The organism is Catalinimonas alkaloidigena, assembly GCF_029504655.1.
Lineage (GTDB): Bacteria > Bacteroidota > Bacteroidia > Cytophagales > Cyclobacteriaceae > Catalinimonas > Catalinimonas alkaloidigena.
The window spans coordinates 3,521,811-3,541,906 of the sequence record NZ_JAQFIL010000001.1; the positions used below are offsets into that span (position 1 = coordinate 3,521,811).

The window sequence follows — 20,096 nt, forward strand, 5'->3', positions numbered from 1 at the left end:
TAGTTCGCACCCCCTATACACTTGAATCTCAGCTAAATTGCCCAGGGAAAGTAAGGAGAAATAGAGCCTAAAAAAAATTTAAATTTCTATGCTCAGGCTATCATAAGCCAACTGAACACCTAAAGGCAACATACGGCTTACCTCTTGGTGCATGCCTAAATTGTGACTGATGTGCGTGAGAAAAGCCCGCCTAGGATTGATTTCTTCAATTAAAGCCAGAGACTCTTCAAGGGTAAAGTGTGATATATGCTGCTTGTGTTGTAATGCATTTAGCACCAAAACCTCAGTGCCGAACAATTTTTCTTTTTCTTCTTCGGCAATGGTCTTTGCATCAGTTATATAGGTAAAATTTCCAATACGGTAGCCAAACACAGGAAGCTTGTAATGAAGAACCTCTATGGGTGTGAAAGTAACTCCTTCTGCAATAAAGGGCTGATTCTGGATTTCATTGACCACTACTCTAGGAACGCCCGGATATTTGTCATTGACAAAGACATAAGCAAACTCCTGTTTTAACTGCCTGATTACCTGACTAGAAGCATATACCGGCATGTCTTTCTGCTGGGTGAAATTAAAACCTCGCACATCATCCATTCCGGCAATATGATCTTTATGCTGATGGGTAAATATTAATGCATCCAGTTTTGTGATCTGATTGCTAAGTACCTGTTGTCTAAAATCAGGACCGGAGTCAATAATAAAGCTTTTGTCATCTACTTCTATGTGAACAGATGACCTCAAACGTTTGTCCCGATAATCTAATGAACTACATACTTTGCACTGACAATTGATGACAGGCACACCCTGTGATGTTCCTGTGCCTAAAAAAGTTACTCTCAAATCTCAGAGGAAGTTTCCAGTATTTCCAGTAAAAATTTTTTGTTTTTATCACTAAGGGATTCAATATCCAGGTCCACCAGCTTGATAATATCCATCAGGCAATTGATCTTGCCTTCCATCGGATAGTATTTATTGATGATCGCTACTTTGTTTTCGTTAAGAATACAGTATCCCGACTTGAAGTTACCTTTTTCGTACCTTAGGATGTAGTCTGATTCGGCAAATAGATCTTCAAGTTTATTTAAAAAATGCTTAGTGTACTTAACTTCACCTGCTGCCATTAGCTCGTATATTTTTTCACTACCTCTACCAGATGATCAAAGTTTAAAGGTTTCTGTAAATATTCGTTGATGCCTACGTTGGTGAATTCTTCTTCAGAGTAGTTCTTCGCATTTCCTGTGATAGCAACAATGGGAATGTTTGATTTATTAGAATCTTCCAGGGCTCTGATCTGCTTAGTACATTCCATGCCATCCATTTTGGGCATACCTATGTCCATCAGAATAATGTCATAGTCTTCAGCTTCAATAGCTTTAAGTACTTCTTCCCCATTTTTAACAGAGTCTATCTCATAGTTCTGAAACTGGAGAACTTTTTTGGTCAGATTTTGAATCACTGAACTGTCTTCAGCTACTAACACTTTCTTAGTATTGGCCATCTTTAAATGATTTTGAAAAGCTTTTGAACTCAAGTTGAAATTCAGAAAAATATGATTGAAGGTTATCCATGTCTTCACTAAGCCCCTTCCTCTTACCTTGCTTAAGCTCAGCTTCAATTCGGGTTATCAGCTTGGCTAGTCGGTCTATTCCCAGTGTACTGGAATTACCTTTCAATGTGTGCAATTTACTTAAAATATCATCATAATCTTCTTTTTTGAGTGATTCAATGCAAGAATTAATCAGTGTTTTTGATTCCTCTTCAAAATCACTCAAAGTTTCAACGATTATCTCTTTGCCTCCATATTTTTCAAGGTCCTTTAAGACCTCAAAATTTACAATTTTATATTCCGAATCCAATGGTGCTCTATTATTCTGAGCTGAGGATTCCACTTCCTGGCTGCTCAATACTTCCACCAGTTTTTTGACCAATACCCTGGGACGTATAGGCTTAGACACATAATCATCAAGCCCTGCTTTGATGAACCTTTCTTTATCTCCCTGCATAGAATAGGCGGTCATAGCTATAATAGGAGGAAGATGTTTTATTCCCAGAGAGCGTATGTTCTGAGTTGCAACGATACCATCCATTTCCGGCATCTGTATGTCCATCAGAATAACATCAAAATCATGCTTTTTTACCAGCTCAATTGCTTTTTTTCCGCTGTCAGCAACCGTGACCAAACAGTGCGATTTTTCCAGTATTTTACTGGAAACTTTTCGGTTGACCAGGTTATCATCAACCAGTAATATATGAGGTTTTAATTTTTGGAGGTAGTCTTCTGCCCCTTCCCTATCAGGTTCATCCTGCTCAGGTATGTCAGCTTCACTGGCCTTGAATGTAAACCAAAATGTGCTACCAAAGCCTGGTTTTGAGTGCAAGCCTATACTCCCATTCATTAACGCAGCCAGTTGTTTTGAAATAGAAAGTCCCAAACCAGTACCTTTATATTTTTTTGTAACCGAACTATCCACCTGGTTAAAATTCTGAAAAAGCTCTTTCTGAGCACTTTCAGATATTCCGATCCCCGTATCAGTTACAGAAACTTTCAATATCAATTGCCCTGGTTTGAGTTGTTCACTTTCAACTTCTTCCCTGGAAACCTGTATGCTCACCCTGCCATTTTGATCTGTAAACTTGATCGCATTAGAAGTTAGATTAGAGATAATTTGCAAGACTCTGGTTTCATCTATTCTTACATATTCGGGTAAGCCATCTGCTACCTGATAGTCAAAAGAAATCCCTTTGGCTCGTGCCTGCTGAGAAAAAAGTGCGTATGCTTTACCGGGTACTGATTTAAGGGGTACGGTACTCTTATGTAATTTCATTTTCCCTGCCTCAATTTTTGACAGGTCAAGAATGTCGTTTAATATATTGAGGAGTACCTCTGATGACTTTTTGATCGTTTGCACAAAATCTTCCTGCTCATCATCCAGGGTAGTATCCGCCAGCAGATCAATCATACTAATGATACCGTTCATGGGCGTCCTGATTTCATGACTCATATTTGCCAGAAAACTTTCTTTAACTTTGAGCGAACGCTCTGCTACTTCTTTGGCTCTTTGTAACTCCTGGCTGGCTTTTTTTAGTTGTGTGATGTCTCGTGCAACACCTTCAATTTCAACTGGCTTTCGGGAATAATTATAAATCAAGCGAACATTACAGATACATTGTAACAGCTCGCCATCTGCCTTTATGATTGAAGCCTCAAAGTTTCGGACCGACCTATATTTTACCAGTTGCCGGATAAGATTTTTTGTTCGGCTATCGTAGAGGTAATAATTGGTAATATTTTTACCTACTACGTCATAGGTTTGGTAATCTGTCAGTTCATGCACTGAGGGACTTATCAGTGAAATAGTACCGTCCAGATGGCATCTGAAGTAGATATCCTGAAAGGATTCAAATATGTTTCTGAACTTCTCTTCACTCTCTATCATTCTGAGTTCTGACTCTTTCTTCAAAGAAACATCATGCGCCATGCCGGAAACTTCTCTGATGGTTCCATCTTCGCGGTAGATAGGGTTGATAAAAATATGAAACCATTTATGCTTAATTTTTTTACTCTCCAAATGCAACTCATATTCGGAAGGGTTACCATCCAAAGCCATTTCATAGCGCATTTGCCAAATATCCAGATACTGGCCGGTAGCCTTTTTGCTGCTTTTATTGAACACTTCACCCAAAACAGGGGACACACCATAACGCTCAAGAGCAAAATTTTCAAAATTTTTATTGAAAGTAGTGAAGCGGAGTGACCTATCAACCGACCAGATAAGGTGACTGCTACTCTGGAAAATCGCATTTAAGCGACTTGTTTGTTCATTTAACTTTTCTTCATTGAGTTTTCTTTCTACCGCCAGGGCTACCTGACCTGAAACGAAATCCAGAAGGTCTAAATCACGGGTAGTGAGGCCTTCTCCGGACTTATAATGTTGCAGCGAGATCAGTCCGATGGTTCTTTTTTTTATTTTCAGGGGTACGCCAAGCCAAATTTTAGGAAATACAGGTAATGGCTTAATTATATTTTTTTCTGCCAATTGCTCCAGATCCTTTTCATAAAGAATGACTGGCTCGTTTTTATGGATTACGTACCTTACCAGCTCAGCTTGCGTCAGATTTCTTGTATCCTGCCCTGTATTTTGCTTTGGTCCTGAAATAAAATAAGGAAACCTTACCTCTTGTTCTTCTCCAATTAAAGCAATGTAAAAATTGTCGGCCTGGATTACTCTTTTTAATTCCCGATGTATGTTAAAATACAGTGTATCAAGATCAGGACTGTGAATCGTCAGGTTAGCTATACTATTGTATAAATTTTGAGCCCTTTCTGCCCTTACCTGATCACTAATATCATAAAAAATGCCTCTATACTCAACTTCAGTCCCACTCCTTTTGACAGTCAAACTACCTGAGACATATACATTTTTTCCTGCCTTGTTAACAAAAATCGTATTGAAATTACCCCCGGTTCCTTCTGTTTTTAAACGATCCAGATGGTCCAGGGTATTTTGCTGATAATGGGGATGAATGAGGGATTTGAAATTAAGTTTTTCTATTTCCTGATCTGTATATCCCATTTTATTTCGCCAGGCTTTGTTGACAAACTGTAATTCACCCGACTCATTAAAGATCAGGATAAGGTCAAAAGCAGTATTGAAAAGCTCGGCAAGTTGCTTATTCTTTTCGTTAAGCTTGCGCTTTACTTCTTTCTGCTCAGAAATGTTTTCAGCAAGTATGCTTAAACCCGAAAATTCACCATCGTTTTCGTGATAGATGATACTGCTAAGGTTGAGCTTGACCAGCTTACCACTTTTTGTTTGGACACTACGTTTAAGGTTGACATGTATATCATTTTGAGCTGCCAAATTGAGAAAAGAGGGCATATTTAACTTTTCACCTCTTAAAGGCACAAACTCATCAAAGAGGTTATTACCTATGATTGACTTTCCACGCTCTTCCAGCGTTTCCTGCATCGCCGCATTTGCATAAATGATCTTACCCTTGGAGTCTACTGATACAGCCAGCAAATTGGCATCCTTTAGTGAATTCTGAAATTGCTCAAAAGAAACAGTAGATTTTTGTAAGGCTCTGCTGTTTTCCGGAACCTGTATAATAAGCCCCAGGACATGTACTGATTCGGAGCTCTGATTAGTGCTATCTAACAGAACAAGCCTTGCATTGGTCTTTTTTTCAGCGTTTTTTAAGTTGAATTCAAGGCTTAATAAAAGTTCGTTGATGGGCTGATTGATGAGTTTTTTGCTCTTTTGCAGGAGCTTTTCCTGAGAGGAGGCATCTAATAAGTCATAAAGGTTTTCATTATTCTTAGTATGAAGCGCCAAAAATTCTTTACACGGATTATTGATTTGCTCACCAACAATTTCACAGTAATTTTGATTGTACTTTACTTTGATAAGGCCAAGCGGGAGGTGACCATATTCAAGTAAAAATCTGAATACTTTTTCGTGCTCTCGCTCCTCTTGATTAGAATTGTCAATCATACTTAAAAATAAGTGCCCAATTTATTTATTAACGTATCATTTATCAAAGACTTATTTCAATTGTTAAAATGATTGCAAAAAATACTCCAACCCTTATTATTTTACTAGGTCCTACCGCTGTTGGTAAAACCAGCATAGCTATTGAACTGGGTATGTGGCTGAGCACTTCTATAGTTTCCACCGATTCCAGACAATTTTATAAGGAAATGAACATTGGTACCGCAAAACCTAGCCCTGAAGAACTTAATAAGGTAACACATCATTTGGTTGATTTTTTGTCGGTAAAAGATCCATATGATGTAAAAAAATTTGAGGAGGATGCGTTAAATTGTTTATCTACTATTTTCCAGCATAAAAAGTGTGCTATCGCTACCGGGGGCTCAGGTTTATTTGTAAAGACCCTCTGTGAAGGCATTGACCCTATGCCTGATATTCCTGAGAAAATCAGAAATAATTTGCAGCAGAGGTTGGAAGAGAAAGGACTAGAAAATTTATTGAGCGAACTGCTGGAAGTAGATCCTGAATATTATAGCGAGGTAGATCTATATAACCATCGCAGAGTGTTACGCGCATTAGAAGTGTACCATGCCTGTGGAAAGCCCTACTCCTCTTACAGAAAACAACAATTATCTAGGGTAAACCGCCCGTTTGAGATCGTTAAAATTGGACTTAATCGTGACCGCAAAGAGTTGTATGAAAGAATCAATCAAAGGGTAGACCAGATGGTTAATGAAGGTTTGTTCGCAGAAGTAGACTCTTTGGTTGACTTTCAAGAACACAATGCTCTGCAAACCGTTGGTTATCAGGAAGTTTTTCCATTCTTAAGAGGAGACTATGGGCAGGAAGAAGCCATACGGCTTATCAAAAGAAATACTAGGAGGTTTGCCAAACGTCAGCTTACCTGGTTCAGGAAAGATGCTGAAGTGAAGTGGTTTCAGTTGAGCGGAAGAGAAGAAGATGCATTACAGGAAATAAAAAATTATCTAAAAATCAGACTCAGCACAGGTGCATAATAATTATTTTTTTTTCAGACAACTAAGTCAAGCGCTTGAAGATAAGATTAAGGGCTGGATGTTAGCGACATGCTTTAGTCAAAACAAAGACGAGCTCATTATAGGCTTTGCTAATCCTGAACCCCCACACGAAGATTTTTATATTAAAGCCCTTTTGGAAAGCCAGTTTTCCTGTCTTCATTTTCCGGATGACTTTCACCGTAGTAAAAAAAATAGTGTAGACCTTTTCTCTACAGTGCTTGATCAAAAGGTAATTGAGATCAGGCAGACACCCAATGACAGAAGCTTTGCCATCATTTTGCAGCCTGAAACAGGCGCTGCATCTTATCAGCTATTATTCAAAATGCATGGAAATCGTGCTAACATATTATTGCTGAAAGAAAATGAAGTACTTGACATTTTCAAACACCAACTGGGCAAGGATGAAAAGCTGGATGTTACTCAACTTCCTCTACAGATTGACCACTCATTTGATGCTTTTAAAGCTAAACAGGCTAATCCCAATAAGCTCTATCCTACATTGGGACCTGTCCCGGCTTACTATTTAGAAGAGCGCGCATATGCCGAACGATCAATGGAAGAAAAGTGGCATCTTTTTGAGGCAATGGTGCTGGAACTGCAAAAGCCAAAAGCTTTCTATACCACAATGATCAGGGGCAACTTACACCTCTCTCTTTTAGAAACCGGAGACATTGACCAGCGCTTTCAACACCCCATTGAGGCAATTAATCACTTCTTCCTCAAATATATCAGAGACATGCACCTCATGCATGAAAAGGGTGGGCTGCTAAAAAAACTTACCAGACAGATTACCCAAACAGAAAATTACATTCAGAAAAATTATGAAAAATTAGAGGAACTGGAGCATGGGACCCAACACGGCCAGATTGCTGATATTATCATGGCGAATATGCATCAGATCCCACCCAATAGCAGAAAGGTAGTTTTCAATAATTTTTATACGAACCAACCGATAGAAATCAAACTGAAGAAAAATATCAGCCCCCAGAAAAACGCGGAGATTCTTTATCGCAAAGCTAAAAACCAAAAAATTGAACTGGAGAATCTTAGCAAAAATATTGAGCAAAAGGAAGCAGTTTTGCTCAAACTTTATGAGCATGTAGAAAATCTGGAAGCACTTGATGAAGTTAAGTCCATCAGGCAATATGCGAAACACCATCAACTATTACAGGAACAAAAGGCACAGGAAGAAGCATTGCCTTATAAGAGCTTTGTGATTGAAAATTTTCAGGTTTGGGTAGGCAAACACGCCAAAAGTAATGATACTTTGCTTAGGGAGTTTAGTTTTAAAGACGATTTATGGTTGCATGCCAAGGATGTGCCCGGCTCTCATGTACTGATCAAGCAGCAGGCAGGAAAACCCTACCCAAAATCAGTAATAGAAAAAGCAGCAGAACTAGCCGCTTATTACTCTAAAAGGAAATCAGACAGTCTTTGCCCGGTGATAGTGACCCCCCGAAAGTATGTACGAAAATCTAAAGGTATGCTTGCCGGGCAGGTAATTGTGGATCAGGAAGAAGTCATTATGGTAGAACCCAAAAAGCCGAACTAAGCACACGAAAAATAAGTGACAGGCCGTTTTTTGGGGAGATGATCATGTTGAACAGTAAGACCAGAATAAGCAGCACACTAAATACGCCTTGTAAACGGCGCTAGCATTGGGCTTCTTAGACCATCAATGCAATAAAAATCGTTGCAAATAGAAATTTGCATGCCGATGCCTTAACTTAAATCTTTCAAATTTATCACATCAGACCATTTCCATTTGCTCTTCAGTGGCTTCAAGATTATGATAGACCTTGGCTACATCATCGTCATCCTCCAAAGCTTCAATCAATTTCATTACGCTCAGAAAATCATCATCACCTAAGTTAACTGTGGTGGTAGGGATACGCTGTAATTCGGCGCTTTCAGTTTCTATATTCAGCTCTTCCAGCTTGTTTTGCAGGCTACCGAAGTCTTCCATGGCGGTGCTGACCTGCACATAGCCATTTTCATTGTCAAATTCCACTTCCTCTGCTCCTCCATCAATTAATTCAAGCATAAAGCTGTCTTCATCTTCAATATTTTCAGGGCGACGAAAGCTGAACATACCTTTGCGGTCAAACATGAATTCTACTGAGCCGTTTTTACTTAAGCTACCTCCGTGCTTGGTAAATATAGAACGAACACTGGATACGGTACGGTTAAGGTTATCAGTGGTGCATTCTACAAATACAGCTACTCCATGAGGTGCGTAGCCTTCATAAGTCACATCTGAATAATCTTCAGCATCAGCACCGGAGCCTTTAGTGATGGCTCTCTCAATGGTGTCTTTGGGCATATTTGCCCCCTTTGCGTTCTGAATGGCTAGCCTAAGCCTGGGGTTGGCATCAGGGTCTGGCCCTGCTTCTTTGGATGCTACAGTAATTTCTTTGATAAGTTTGGTAAAGACTTTAGCCCGTTTAGCATCCTGTGCACCTTTTCTACGCTTGATGTTAGCCCATTTACTATGTCCTGCCATACTACTTTCTTATTGTCCTTCTTCTGTAACTGATTCTTGTATTCCTTTATCTAAGTTAAATTGTAAAGTAACCCTTAATGTTTCCTGCAATGGATGGGTACGCCCGGGTTGGGTTCCCTGGGGCATCAGGTAAGCGAAATCCACACCAAATACCTGGTAGCGTAAACCAAGTCCCGCGGTAAAATAGCGACGATCTCCTTTGTCCTCGTTTTCATAGTAATAACCGGTTCTTACCGCGAAGAGGTCATTATACCAGTACTCTACCCCTACCGAAAGCATAAGCTCCTTAATTTCTTCACTAAAGCCGTCTGGCGCATCAGCAAAAGAACCAAACATACCAGCCAATAATCCCTTGTCTCTATAACTCAATGTAGAGTCAGAGGGATCAGGGGTGGGTACCATTAGCTTATTAACATCAAATGCGAAAGTCAGTTTGTTATAAGGATCAAGATGGGTAGTAAAGGCTGTACCCAAACGTAGATTAGTAGGAAGGAAATCGGCATTATCTTCGTTTAGATAAGTTATTTTAGGTCCTATGTTAGAAATCACCGCGCCAAAAGCGATGTTATTCTTTTTACCGCCTACAACGGCTTCCTTATTATAAAACATACTGATATCAGCCGCTGCACTGATACCGGGCTTGCCATTGCCCGCACCGCTACCTGAAGTGGTTCCGGCAAACAGATTGGAATGGATAAACCTACCGGTTAAACCAGCACTTAAATTTTCGCTAAGCTTCATGGCAAATGTACCGGCGAGAGAAAATTCCCGCGGACTTACCAGTTGAAGCAGGTTGCCCTGATTATCAGTAAGCTGAATATCTCCCAGATCAAAATAGCGCATAGATAGGGCCAGCGCCTGCTCTTCATTGATTTTTTTGTAACCGGAAAGATAAGAAATAGACATATCACTTACTACTTTTGCCAGCCAGGGCGTGTAAGATCCAGCTATTCCCAGTTCATTTTCCATAAATGCTAGTTTGGAAGCATTCCAGTAAGTAGCATTGGCATCAGGTGAAATCGCCACCCCAACATCTCCCATAGCCCCTGAACGGGCGTCCGGGGTAATAGAAAGGAAGGGTACCGCGGTAGTGATTACTCTTTCTCCATTTTGGCCAAGTATAGCTGTGGCTTGGGAGAATGCCTGTAAACAGGCCAGCAAACTGATACTCGTAAGTAAAGTGGTTTTAAATACCTTTAACATGAATAGTTCGTATTACTCGAGTTAAATATAACTAATTTGTAAGAATTATTTTTAGATTTTCCTCTGCTTCCTGCTGGTCACTTAGCGCTTTTATAGACACCTTCACAAGATAAATACCAGGGGTAAGCGCTTGCATAGTTTGCTCATCCATGCTCCAGTTCATTAGGTCAAGCCTGCTCGTACTATTTTCAAATAGCTTTTCAAATTCGGTAACATGCTTCCCATTACTGTCAAAAATCTGCATCTTAACCGTCAGGTCATCCCCTGCCCGGTTGTGATCTAACACAAATAATGTTGAGTGACTAAAAGGGTTGGGATAATTGTAAAAGCTACTCACTATAAGTTTCTCAGAATTGGAGACATAAAACACAACATCCGTTCTACTGCTATTATTATGTGTGTCCCACGCCTGCAATGTTAATATATATTTTCCTTCTTCCAAATATCCTAATGGGTAGCGAACTGTTCCTGAGGCGTAGGCATCTAAATCAGACTCATAAAACTCATTTAAGACAAGCTCATTTCTAAAAGTTCCATCCTCTCTATAAATAGTAGCCTTTATTTCCTGACCAGCCTCTTGCCTGCTTAAATTAATTCCTTGCTCGTCCCATAATCGTGCCAGTAAGAGAGGCGTATTGCCGCTGACATCTCCACTCACAAAACTGCTATCATCAAGATATAGTGATATTTGCGGGCCTGTCCTGTCTAAGGTGATATGATCATTACTACTGCCTACATAGAATTCATCTACTCCTCCAAAAGCGTCTGAAGCAGTATTTTTATCTGGCTTGGCATACAAATTCACTCTCCCCAATTCTGTGCGGTATATGATGTTTTTAGGTATTACAAAATCAATTGTAAAACGCCCGTTCTTTATGCTGGCGCGACCTCTGTGGATAACGTTGTTGGTTTCTATAAATTGCATGACAGTACCTTCGTTTCCCTTGGTGCTGACAGTAAAAGGCTTATCGTGCAAGGCTAGCGTTAATTCTCCATTAAAAGTTTCCATTAAATCCCCGCCTTGCTGATTAATAATCCGGCCGCTCAAACGGACTTCCGTAAGCGCTTTCAGTGTATCTATTTTTTTTTCTTCAGCGATAGAAACCGCACTGTCTATCTCAATTTGATAAGAAGGATACGCCAAGCGCATAGAGGGATCGGCCAGTAAAGAGAAATTACGGTTATCTCTCCCATTGAGCGCATCGTTTTTGGTTTTCATAAATATCTCCCCTAACCTTAAGAATTGCCCCTCTTGCTGTTCAAATACATGCTGATAAAATGCCTGATTTAGAAGATAGTTGGTATTGGAGAAAACCGGACGGGCAGTAGTGACCAAACCTATGGCACCTCCTTTGGGGTTAAGCAGCAGTTCCTCAGCTCCGGAAACTCGTTTTGGATCATCGTGGCGACCAAATTCACAGGTAGCCGTAACAAAAAACGGTAGCTTATCTTGGTTATCCCAATCGGAGATCATTCCCACATTGAGTACATTTTCTTCAGCCAACCTGAGCTCACTTCCATGCCCTACATAATTAAAAATAAGCACTCCATTTTTGATGGCATCTTCAACTGCCTGGTTTACTTCAGGCGCTAGTTCCTGATTAGGATACCTTTCCTGGGGATAAGCATCCAGGTAAATTTTTTGAGGATTGAAGCCGGTATAGCGCTCATATATTGCTCCTGAAAGGAGCTCACTGTCTTTTTGATAGCGGTCATTGTCACCATCATCAGCCAGAAACGCCAGGCGAGTGCGCCAGGTGCCTAAAGTGTTTTCACCACTGGCGTAATTAATCAGCTTGTCTACTACTGCCTGCGCTTCCTGAATATTTTTGACCGGCAGGCGTCCGACACCTATATCCAAGCTGTGGTCTCCGCGATAACTTTCCTCCCATGCCCCCTCATCATTTTCCAAAAAAGCATAGTAGTCATCAGATGGATAACTGTAAATAGGATGCACAGAATTACGTGATTGGTAGGTGGGAACCAGATTCGTATTGTTTTCCAGCCTGTCTTTATAGTCGTATGAGGATTTGCCAAAAAGTAAGAGGCACTTGAATTTTTCAGCATCTTTGTCGTAAAGCGCTTTTGCAAAATTACGAATGGCTGAGATGTCTTGCCTGCCGGATGAAAATTGATTGTAAACCTGTTCGGTGGTGGCAACCTGTACATCCAGCTGATCATGCTGACGGCGGAAGGTAGCCAGTCTTTCGGCCTCAGCCAGGAGTGAGCGTGGACTGACAATCAACAGCTCAGGCACTTCTCCATGAACAAGATCCTGATTTTCTACCTTTGTCATCCCTTGGACTTGTGGTAGCGCTTCGGGATTAAAAATCACAAATTCTTTCAGTTGACCTTGAGTTTCTGATACAAACGACCAAGCTCCCTCTGCATAGGCGGCTTTCACAACTACCGGCGACAAAGGCTTACTTATTTCCCATATCAATGCATTGGTATGGGTGCTACTGAGCTGAAAACGGCTGAATGTATGCTGCACACTCGCCATACTTCTGAAATGCAACTGATCTTTTTCAAATTTCAGATTTCGTACCAGCTTCAGGAGGATACGATTTAAATGTGCATCACCACCGCTACCATCATATTTTAGTCCTATGCTCAGCTCATCCTGAGTGAAAGTGCCTGCAGGCACTTTCAGGCTTTCAAAAATTTCCTTGCCCTTATCCGTATAGGTTGCGTTAATAATTGTTGGTAGTTCAAGGGTGGATACTGGTTGATTATTGACTAAAATTTCAAAACTTGAAGGTGTGGTTGACATCCCCAGCACGTCTATCTGAATCAGCATTTCTTCACCTCCCCTGATCTGGTCCAGGTCAACCGGATAATATTCGTTCTGTCCGTTGCTAAACCTCTCGCCATACCATTCTCTGCCTGAGCCGGGTTGCAGCAGATGAAATTCATCTTGTTCGTGTACCCAGTAGTCGTCAAAAAAAGTGATGGGAGCAGCATTTACTTCTTCAGCAATTCCAGGCTGAGTGGTTATTCTGCTGCCTTTGCCTTCGGTAGTACTTAAAAAATAAAAAGCTGAGTCAGCATAAAGGTTCTTTTTGTACTCAAAGACATAATTACCTTCTTCATCAGGAATAAATTGAAAGCGATCTGGTCCCTGAGCATAAAAGATAATATAATCTTCCTCATTAAACGCTCCATCTTCTACGCCTACCACACTTATCACGTTTTCAGGTAAGTCAGTGTATCTTTCCTCCGAAAGAGGCTGGGGAAGCATCCCACCGCCATAGCCAAATACTCCCAGTTGATCTGGCTCTATCTGACTGATATCAATTCCCTGTTCAGATAGTTGACGAGCAGTAATTTTATACAGCCCCTTATGGGCTACCGCAAATTTATACCATTCCCCCCTAGATAATACCGAATGAGAAGTGTTTACCTGCTGATGTCCGTTTGGGTGAACACCGTTCAGGTTACTTCCAGTATGTGCCACTACAAAATTACTGGTGAACAATGCTGTGAAGAGCACAAAACCATAAAGAAATATGTAAGGCTGAAGCATCAAAGCTATGCAGGGTATATGTATATGCTACGCAAAAATCAGCCCGTTATTATTTCAGGCTCAGGCTTTCTCCAGCTCAAATTCATAATTCTCCATAATCAAATTTGCGAGCAGCTTCTGGCAGGCGAGCTCTACTTTCTCGGAGGCCTCTTTTTCGTTTTCAGCATCTACTTCCATGGTGATATGCTTACCGATTCTTACATCGTGTATTTGACTCAGCCCAAGATTACCAAGCCCCAGACGTACCGCTTTGCCCTGTGGGTCCAGGATTTCTTTTTTAGGCATGATATTGACTTTTGCAATGAAGTTCATATTCTCAAATGATTAGCTATTAATTGATACCTGCAAAAATAATAATCAGGATGACTTACCAGGGCTGCTTCGCCATGATTTTTTTAAAATAGAGAAAATGATGTACAAAAGAATCACCAAAGGAATGGCAATGGTGTTCAGAAGAATCACCAATATCAGGGAAATGAGCATGAAACTGTATTTGAATTTATTTTTTTGCCATCCAAATCCATCAAACTTAAAAGCCATCAACTGAATGTTGGATACCAGCAGATATGAATCTACCAGCACCAGTAGGATCAGGAAGATGTAATTATTCATCAGCTGCTCTACCAGCGGTATGTTGCTTAGCGGAAGAGCACTGATCAATAAAGCGCTGGCCGGCGTAGGCAAGCCGATAAAACTGCTTTTCTGACGGGTATCTATATTAAATATAGCCAAACGAATGGCAGAAAATGCGGCGATAGCAAATGCAACAAATGCCAGATCGCTAAAAGCTTCGGGAAGTATATCCTTTAAGAGTGCGTAAATAATAAATGAGGGTAACACGCCAAAACTCACCATATCTGATAATGAATCCAACTCCCCCCCTATGCTGGAATGTGCGCTAAAGGCCCGGGCACTTAAACCATCAAAAAAGTCAAAAATGGCAGCAAGCCAAATCATATAGGCTCCTCCGTTCAAATTACCTTCTGCAATGAGTACAATACCTATACAACCGCTTAAGAGGTTACATATCGTTAAAAAATTGGGAATATACCTTACCATAAATTAGGTTTAAGAATTCTATTTATGCATCAAAAAAATACCTGGCTCTGTTCAGAGAGGATTTTTATTATTTACAAATTTGTATATTATTTCACATAATTCCACTTAAGCACCAATACAATCCATGAAATTTGACTTTTTCCTTGTGGGTCAGGGTATAGCCGGGACTACTTTAGCATGGCATTTTTTTGAGAAAGGAATAAAGTTTAAAATCTTTAATCTAAGCAAAAAAGAGTCTTCATCTATGGTTGCTGCGGGTTTATATAACCCAGTGACCGGAAGAAAAATGGTAAAAACCTGGAATGCCGATCAGCTTTTTCCCTACCTGGAATATTTTTATAAAAAAATTGAAAATATGACCGGGCAAAAGTTTTTCCATCCCAAACCCATTTACCGTCCTTTTTTTACGATAGAAGAACAAAACGACTGGCTTGCCAAAGCTGACAATAAAGCATTTGCCCCTTACGTTGAGAAAGTAGCAACGAGTAGCCTGTTTCCGGGGGTGCTGAATGATCCCTGGGGTGGTATTTTGTTGAAAAGCGCAGGTTATCTGGATGTACCAAAGTACTTGGAAGCCAGCCGTTCTTTTTTCATGAATCATAAGCTATATCAGGAAACGTCAATTGATTTCAGTAAACTGAAGCTGAAAAAAGTCAATGCAGGAGAAGGTAATATTGAGATTGGGCAACAAAAAGCCAGCAAACTGATATTATGCGATGGCCCTGATGCTTCCTCAAACCTTTATTTTGAATGGTTGCCATTCCAGCTTGTAAAAGGAGAAATTCTTTACATCAAGCCTGAAAAAGAACAGCAAGTGGTCTATAACCGAGGAATATTTATATTGCCAGTCGGACGGGAGTGTAAAGTAGGCTCTACATATGAGCATCATGATATAAGTTATGAAACTACCGAAAAAGCCCGGACATATTTGGAGGAAAAAATCCGAAAATTATGTAAGTTTCGTTATGAAGTTGTCTCCCAGAAAGCAGGCATACGGCCTGCCACGCAAGACAGAAAACCATTTATAGGAATTCATCCTGAGCATAAACCATTGGGGATATTTAACGGTTTAGGAACGAAAGGTGTATCATTGGCACCTTACTACGCCAAACAGTTTACCTCTTATCTGCTTAAGGAGGAATCTCTTGACGAAGAAGTAGATATTAAAAGATTTTACCATCTGTATAATTCAGTATTGACCTAAATGAACAGATTTACCTATATTCCTCTGATTTTCCTGTTGGTAGCCACCACATTTAGTGGTCACGCACAAATCAATACTTCTCAGTTTGGTCAAAACAGGGTGCAATACAAAAATTTCAACTGGCGCTTTTATAGCTCTGATAATTTTGATATCTACTTCTATGATGGAGGGCAGGATAATGCGCTCATCGCTGCGAAGTTCATAGAAAAAGAGTTTGAACGCATTACGGATATCATAGGCTATGCCCCTTATTCCAAGACCAAAATCTTTCTGTATAACTCCAACATGGACTTACTGCAAAGTAATGTAGGGGTAGGTGGCAACAAATATAATGTGGGTGGGCAGACGGATTTTATCAAATCACAGGTGGAGATTGCCTATCCGGGTACCATGATTGCCTTCAAAGATGAGCTGGTGAAGCAGATTTCAGAAATGCTCATCAGCGATATGATGTTTGGAGGTAGCCTCACTGACATGTTTCAGAGTGCTTATCTACTCAGTTTACCAGAGTGGTTTATTCAGGGTGCTGCACGCTACATCGCCGAAGGCTGGAGTATAGAAATGGATGATTTTATGCGGGAGCAGTTCAGGGAAAACAATAGCCTCAAACTTGGAAAGCTTTCCGGGGAAGACGCGGCGCTTGCCGGTCAGTCCGTTTGGAATTATATAGCCGCACGCTACGGTAGAAGCAGTATTTCAAATATCCTAAACCTTACCCGTATTATCCGTAATGAAGAAAGCAGCATAGTCAACACACTTGGTATTCCTTACAAATTATTTATGCGCCAGTGGGCGTCTTACTATGCTGAAATGGCTACCCAGGTCAATGAGTCCTATGATTATCCTGAAGCTGAACAGAAATTAAGGAATAAAAACCGTAAGAACCTGGCCTATAATCATGTGGCATTCAGCCCCGATGGCACCTACCTCGCCTATTCAGAAAACTACAAGGGCAAATACAAGGTAAAAGTGCTTAACCTGAAAAACAACAAAACTAAAACCGTTCACGCTTCAGGTTATAAGGTAATCAATCAGGATTATGATACCGAAGTACCGTTGTTAAGCTGGAGTAATACTCAAACTTTAGGAATCGTAGGCTACGAGAAAGGTAGAAATTACATGTGGCTGTATAATGTAGCAGCCAAAAGCAAAAGGAGGATAACGCTCAATCGCTTTAATCAGGTCAAATCCTTGGATTTTAACTCCAATGGAAGACTTGCTATTATGAGTGCTGACCTCAATGGTCAAAACGATCTCTATTTGTACAATCCCAACCGTAATACTTTTAGAAGGATCACTAACGATATCTATGATGATATCTACCCCCGATTCATTCCGGAAAGTGATAAGATCGTTTTTAGTAGTAATCGCCCTGAAGACTCTCTTTATTATGTAAATCAATCAGCAAGAGATATACAACTTAATAATGAGATAGATGATAATTTCAATATTTTCATTTATGAAGGGGATGAAACTGATTCACTCTTAAACAGGGTAACCAATACGGTCAGCAAAGATATAAATCCCATACCTTTGGATGAAAACACGATTTACTACTTAAGTGATCAAAGGGGTATTTATAATATTTACAAATACAACTTAACGGATAGTCTTTTTAATCAGGTGACTAATTATGCCCTGAGTGTGCAGGATTTTGATATCAACTTTTCTGAGGAAGCTTTATCATTCATCATGTTGTCTGAGGAGGATGATTATGTGTATATGGATAAAAGCTTTGATCTGAATCAAAATATCTTTACCCCTAAAACGCAAAGACAGGAAGCCATACAGGCCAGAGCAATTTCTCAAAGACTTACAGACAACAAAAGAAAACTCAGAGAGCAAGGTGTCGCAGACTCTTCTGCGGTAATTGCACCCAGCGATCGTGTGAGTCAACTGGATAGTCTGATCATAGATGTACCTGATTCATTGTTAAGTGACAGCATAATAGGTACTGTAACCCTTCCCATGCAGGATAGCATCCCTCTTGATAGTAATATGGTCAATACCGAAGACTATACCTTTGATGCGGGAGAAGCGGAAGGCATCATTGATACTGACAATTATGTATTTGATACTCCCGAACGTAGTGATGACGGTGATATATCTACTGATAATTTCCGCTTTGAAAGTGATGAGGAGTCCGGTATAGGAAATTCTTTCTTAGCACGCTATCGCAAGCTGCAAAAAGAAACACGTATCAATGGTCCATTTCCTTATGAAACGAGATTCAGTGCGGACAATATAGTAACCTCATTGACGGTTGACCCTCTCAGAAGGTTTGGTTTTAACATTCAGGTGCAGATGAATGACATGCTGGAAAATCATCGTTTTTACGGGGGCTTGGTACAATACACAGATCTGCAGAGTGGAAATATCTATGCAGAATATGAATACCTTAAAAACAGGGTTGACTTCAGAGCCAGGTATGAGCGAAATGGTTACCTCTTCAATTCCGGTGATCGGGATATCCAAAAATATACAACAAATATGTTCAGGGCTGGTGCTTCTCTCCCTTTTAACAACACTACCAGATTTGAGCTGAATCCATTCTACACCAATACTTATTTTATTGACCTCTCTCAGGTGAGTGCCAATATTGAAAGTACTTTTCATTATGGTGGTATCAATCTGGGACTTGTGTTTGATAATACTCTGGTTACCGGGCTCAAAAACTTTGAAGGAACCAGGGCTAAAATATTTTTTACGCACTATCAGGGACTCAACGATCCTGACAAAACATTCAGCAATATTGAAGTGGATGTAAGGCATTATCAAAAACTTTATCGTGATATTACACTTGCTACGAGGGTCTTCTACGGTAACTTTTTTGGTAACAATGCTCAGAAATATCTTCTGGGTGGTATGAGCAACTGGCTTTTCTTTGATACTGAAAGTCAGGAAGAAGATGACCCCCTGGCAATAGAAAGAAATGTGGACAATAGTAATATCGTATTTACTCAGTTCACTGATCTTAGAGGATTTAATTATAATAAGTTTAATGGAACCGATGTACTCACATTTACTGCTGAGTTAAGGTTGCCCATTATCAGGTTCTTTCACAGAGGCCCGATCGCTTCCAACTTTTTCCGCAACCTCGAATTTGTCGGCTTTTATGATATTGGCTCATCGTGGACCGGTACCAGTCCCTTTAGCGAGAAAAACAGTTTAAATACCGAAGTCATTGAAGATGGAGGACCATTCCGGGCAGAAATCAGCAATTTCAAGAACCCCTGGCTCATGAGCTATGGCGCAGGAGTGAGGACCGTACTTCTTGGCTATTACTTAAAGTTTGATATGGCATATCCGATAGAAGATGGAATTGTAGGTGACAAACCTAAGTTTTATCTCACATTAGGGTATGATTTTTGACCTGTAAACTGAAACCCAAATTAAGTTTCAACTAAATTTTTTTCTATGAAACGTATTCTTTTAATCACTGCAGCATTAAGCATATTTGCTTTTTCCAGCAGCTACGCACAGTTATTTACCATGGGACCTAAAATAGGTATCAGCAGTTCAAAAATAAGTGTAGACGATGCAGAAGCTATTGCCTCAGGCGATGCTGCTGTGGGTTTCCACGCTGGTGCTTTTGCTCGTATCTCTATTCTGGGTTTCTATGTGCAGCCTGAAGCACTTTTTACATCCGCCAAGGGTAATATTGTTATTGACGATGATAACCTGGAAAATAATGCTGAATCTATTCAGGAATTAACTTATAATAAACTTGATGTGCCTGTGATGTTAGGTTTCAAAATTGGGCCATTGATAAGGCTAAACGCAGGCCCTACATTCAGTTTTATTCTCGGGGATGATATCAGAAACGATGCCGGAGCCGCTATTGACCAGGTGGAGCAGGACTACAACAGCGCCAATGTTGGCTATCAAGTGGGTGTCGGCTTAGACATTTCTAAAATTATTATTGACCTGAAGTATGAAAATAATTTAAGCGCATTAGGTGAAAGTGTTACTTTTGCAGGAGAAACTTTTCCTACTGACATGAGAAACCGACTGTTTCAGCTTTCTCTTGGATACAAACTGTTCTAAGGAAAGTAATTGCTTATTCATAATT

At 40.2% G+C, this 20,096-nt stretch carries 14 protein-coding genes; 5 read left to right on the forward strand and 9 right to left on the reverse strand.

Annotation, left to right across the window (positions count from 1 at the left end):
* Window positions 1–78 precede the first annotated feature (78 nt).
* The 4 genes from OKW21_RS14335 to OKW21_RS14350 are packed head-to-tail and all read right to left on the reverse strand — an operon-like array spanning window position 79 to window position 5,495.
* Window positions 79–840 (reverse strand): MBL fold metallo-hydrolase, encoded by a 762-nt coding sequence (locus OKW21_RS14335; RefSeq protein WP_277480287.1) that lies wholly within the window; start codon window positions 838–840, stop codon window positions 79–81.
* A complete protein-coding gene (locus tag OKW21_RS14340; RefSeq protein WP_277480288.1) occupies window positions 837–1,121 on the reverse strand; it encodes a hypothetical protein in 285 nt (94 codons plus the stop codon). The genes OKW21_RS14335 and OKW21_RS14340 overlap by 4 nt, the downstream gene beginning before the upstream one ends.
* Complete coding sequence (locus OKW21_RS14345) at window positions 1,121–1,498, reverse strand: response regulator (RefSeq protein ID WP_277480289.1); 378 nt, start codon at window positions 1,496–1,498, stop codon at window positions 1,121–1,123. Before OKW21_RS14345 ends, OKW21_RS14340 begins: the two co-directional genes overlap by 1 nt.
* Window positions 1,485–5,495: a PAS domain S-box protein gene (locus tag OKW21_RS14350; protein WP_277480291.1), complete on the reverse strand. Its 4,011-nt coding sequence runs from the start codon at window positions 5,493–5,495 to the stop codon at window positions 1,485–1,487. The genes OKW21_RS14345 and OKW21_RS14350 overlap by 14 nt, the downstream gene beginning before the upstream one ends.
* 68 nt (window positions 5,496–5,563) lie before the next feature.
* On the opposite strand from OKW21_RS14350, the gene miaA reads away from it, so the two are divergent.
* Window positions 5,564–6,508 (forward strand): tRNA (adenosine(37)-N6)-dimethylallyltransferase MiaA, encoded by a 945-nt coding sequence (gene miaA / locus OKW21_RS14355; RefSeq protein WP_277480292.1) that lies wholly within the window; start codon window positions 5,564–5,566, stop codon window positions 6,506–6,508.
* Between the two features lie 58 nt (window positions 6,509–6,566).
* The gene (locus tag OKW21_RS14360) at window positions 6,567–8,081 is read left to right on the forward strand and encodes an NFACT RNA binding domain-containing protein (RefSeq protein ID WP_277480293.1); all 1,515 of its coding nucleotides are present in this window, start codon (window positions 6,567–6,569) and stop codon (window positions 8,079–8,081) included.
* Between the two features lie 198 nt (window positions 8,082–8,279).
* Here OKW21_RS14360 and OKW21_RS14365 read toward each other — a convergent pair whose 3' ends face one another.
* The 5 genes from OKW21_RS14365 to pssA are packed head-to-tail and all read right to left on the reverse strand — an operon-like array spanning window position 8,280 to window position 14,820.
* Window positions 8,280–9,032 (reverse strand): YebC/PmpR family DNA-binding transcriptional regulator, encoded by a 753-nt coding sequence (locus tag OKW21_RS14365; protein WP_277480294.1) that lies wholly within the window; start codon window positions 9,030–9,032, stop codon window positions 8,280–8,282.
* A 9-nt stretch (window positions 9,033–9,041) separates the two neighbouring features.
* Window positions 9,042–10,235 carry a type IX secretion system outer membrane channel protein PorV gene (gene porV, locus OKW21_RS14370; protein WP_277480295.1) on the reverse strand — a complete coding sequence of 398 codons (1,194 nt, stop codon included), beginning with the start codon at window positions 10,233–10,235 and terminating at the stop codon, window positions 9,042–9,044.
* A 31-nt stretch (window positions 10,236–10,266) separates the two neighbouring features.
* Complete coding sequence (gene porU / locus OKW21_RS14375) at window positions 10,267–13,761, reverse strand: type IX secretion system sortase PorU (RefSeq protein ID WP_277480297.1); 3,495 nt, start codon at window positions 13,759–13,761, stop codon at window positions 10,267–10,269.
* 60 nt (window positions 13,762–13,821) lie between these two features.
* On the reverse strand, window positions 13,822–14,073 hold the full coding sequence (purS, locus tag OKW21_RS14380) for a phosphoribosylformylglycinamidine synthase subunit PurS (protein WP_277480298.1): 252 nt from the start codon (window positions 14,071–14,073) through the stop codon (window positions 13,822–13,824).
* A 45-nt stretch (window positions 14,074–14,118) separates the two neighbouring features.
* A complete protein-coding gene (gene pssA / locus OKW21_RS14385; RefSeq protein ID WP_277480299.1) occupies window positions 14,119–14,820 on the reverse strand; it encodes a CDP-diacylglycerol--serine O-phosphatidyltransferase in 702 nt (233 codons plus the stop codon).
* Between the two features lie 124 nt (window positions 14,821–14,944).
* Between pssA and OKW21_RS14390 the strand changes: the two genes are divergently transcribed.
* From OKW21_RS14390 to OKW21_RS14400, 3 genes are read left to right on the forward strand one after another with little or no spacing between them, the layout of a single operon-like run.
* Entirely contained in the window at window positions 14,945–16,024 is a 1,080-nt protein-coding gene (locus OKW21_RS14390; protein ID WP_277480300.1) for an NAD(P)/FAD-dependent oxidoreductase, read from the forward strand.
* The gene (locus OKW21_RS14395; RefSeq protein ID WP_277480302.1) at window positions 16,025–19,396 is read left to right on the forward strand and encodes a TolB-like translocation protein; all 3,372 of its coding nucleotides are present in this window, start codon (window positions 16,025–16,027) and stop codon (window positions 19,394–19,396) included. It begins immediately after the preceding gene.
* A gap of 45 nt (window positions 19,397–19,441) precedes the next feature.
* Window positions 19,442–20,071: a porin family protein gene (locus OKW21_RS14400; RefSeq protein WP_277480303.1), complete on the forward strand. Its 630-nt coding sequence runs from the start codon at window positions 19,442–19,444 to the stop codon at window positions 20,069–20,071.
* Window positions 20,072–20,096: the final 25 nt, after the last annotated feature.

Excerpts from the sequence above, each read along its gene's own strand:
- OKW21_RS14360 (WP_277480293.1), top strand. The coding sequence starts at position 6,567 with ATGTTAGCGACATGCTTTAGTCAAAACAAAGACGAGCTCATTATAGGC.
- OKW21_RS14400 (WP_277480303.1), top strand. The coding sequence starts at position 19,442 with ATGAAACGTATTCTTTTAATCACTGCAGCATTAAGCATATTTGCTTTT.
- OKW21_RS14365 (WP_277480294.1), bottom strand. The coding sequence starts at position 9,032 with ATGGCAGGACATAGTAAATGGGCTAACATCAAGCGTAGAAAAGGTGCA.
- OKW21_RS14340 (WP_277480288.1), bottom strand. The coding sequence starts at position 1,121 with ATGGCAGCAGGTGAAGTTAAGTACACTAAGCATTTTTTAAATAAACTT.
- miaA (WP_277480292.1), top strand. The coding sequence starts at position 5,564 with ATGATTGCAAAAAATACTCCAACCCTTATTATTTTACTAGGTCCTACC.
- OKW21_RS14345 (WP_277480289.1), bottom strand. The coding sequence starts at position 1,498 with ATGGCCAATACTAAGAAAGTGTTAGTAGCTGAAGACAGTTCAGTGATT.
- purS (WP_277480298.1), bottom strand. The coding sequence starts at position 14,073 with ATGAACTTCATTGCAAAAGTCAATATCATGCCTAAAAAAGAAATCCTG.
- pssA (WP_277480299.1), bottom strand. The coding sequence starts at position 14,820 with ATGGTAAGGTATATTCCCAATTTTTTAACGATATGTAACCTCTTAAGC.
- OKW21_RS14395 (WP_277480302.1), top strand. The coding sequence starts at position 16,025 with ATGAACAGATTTACCTATATTCCTCTGATTTTCCTGTTGGTAGCCACC.
- porU (WP_277480297.1), bottom strand. The coding sequence starts at position 13,761 with ATGCTTCAGCCTTACATATTTCTTTATGGTTTTGTGCTCTTCACAGCA.
- porV (WP_277480295.1), bottom strand. The coding sequence starts at position 10,235 with ATGTTAAAGGTATTTAAAACCACTTTACTTACGAGTATCAGTTTGCTG.
- OKW21_RS14350 (WP_277480291.1), bottom strand. The coding sequence starts at position 5,495 with ATGATTGACAATTCTAATCAAGAGGAGCGAGAGCACGAAAAAGTATTC.
- OKW21_RS14390 (WP_277480300.1), top strand. The coding sequence starts at position 14,945 with ATGAAATTTGACTTTTTCCTTGTGGGTCAGGGTATAGCCGGGACTACT.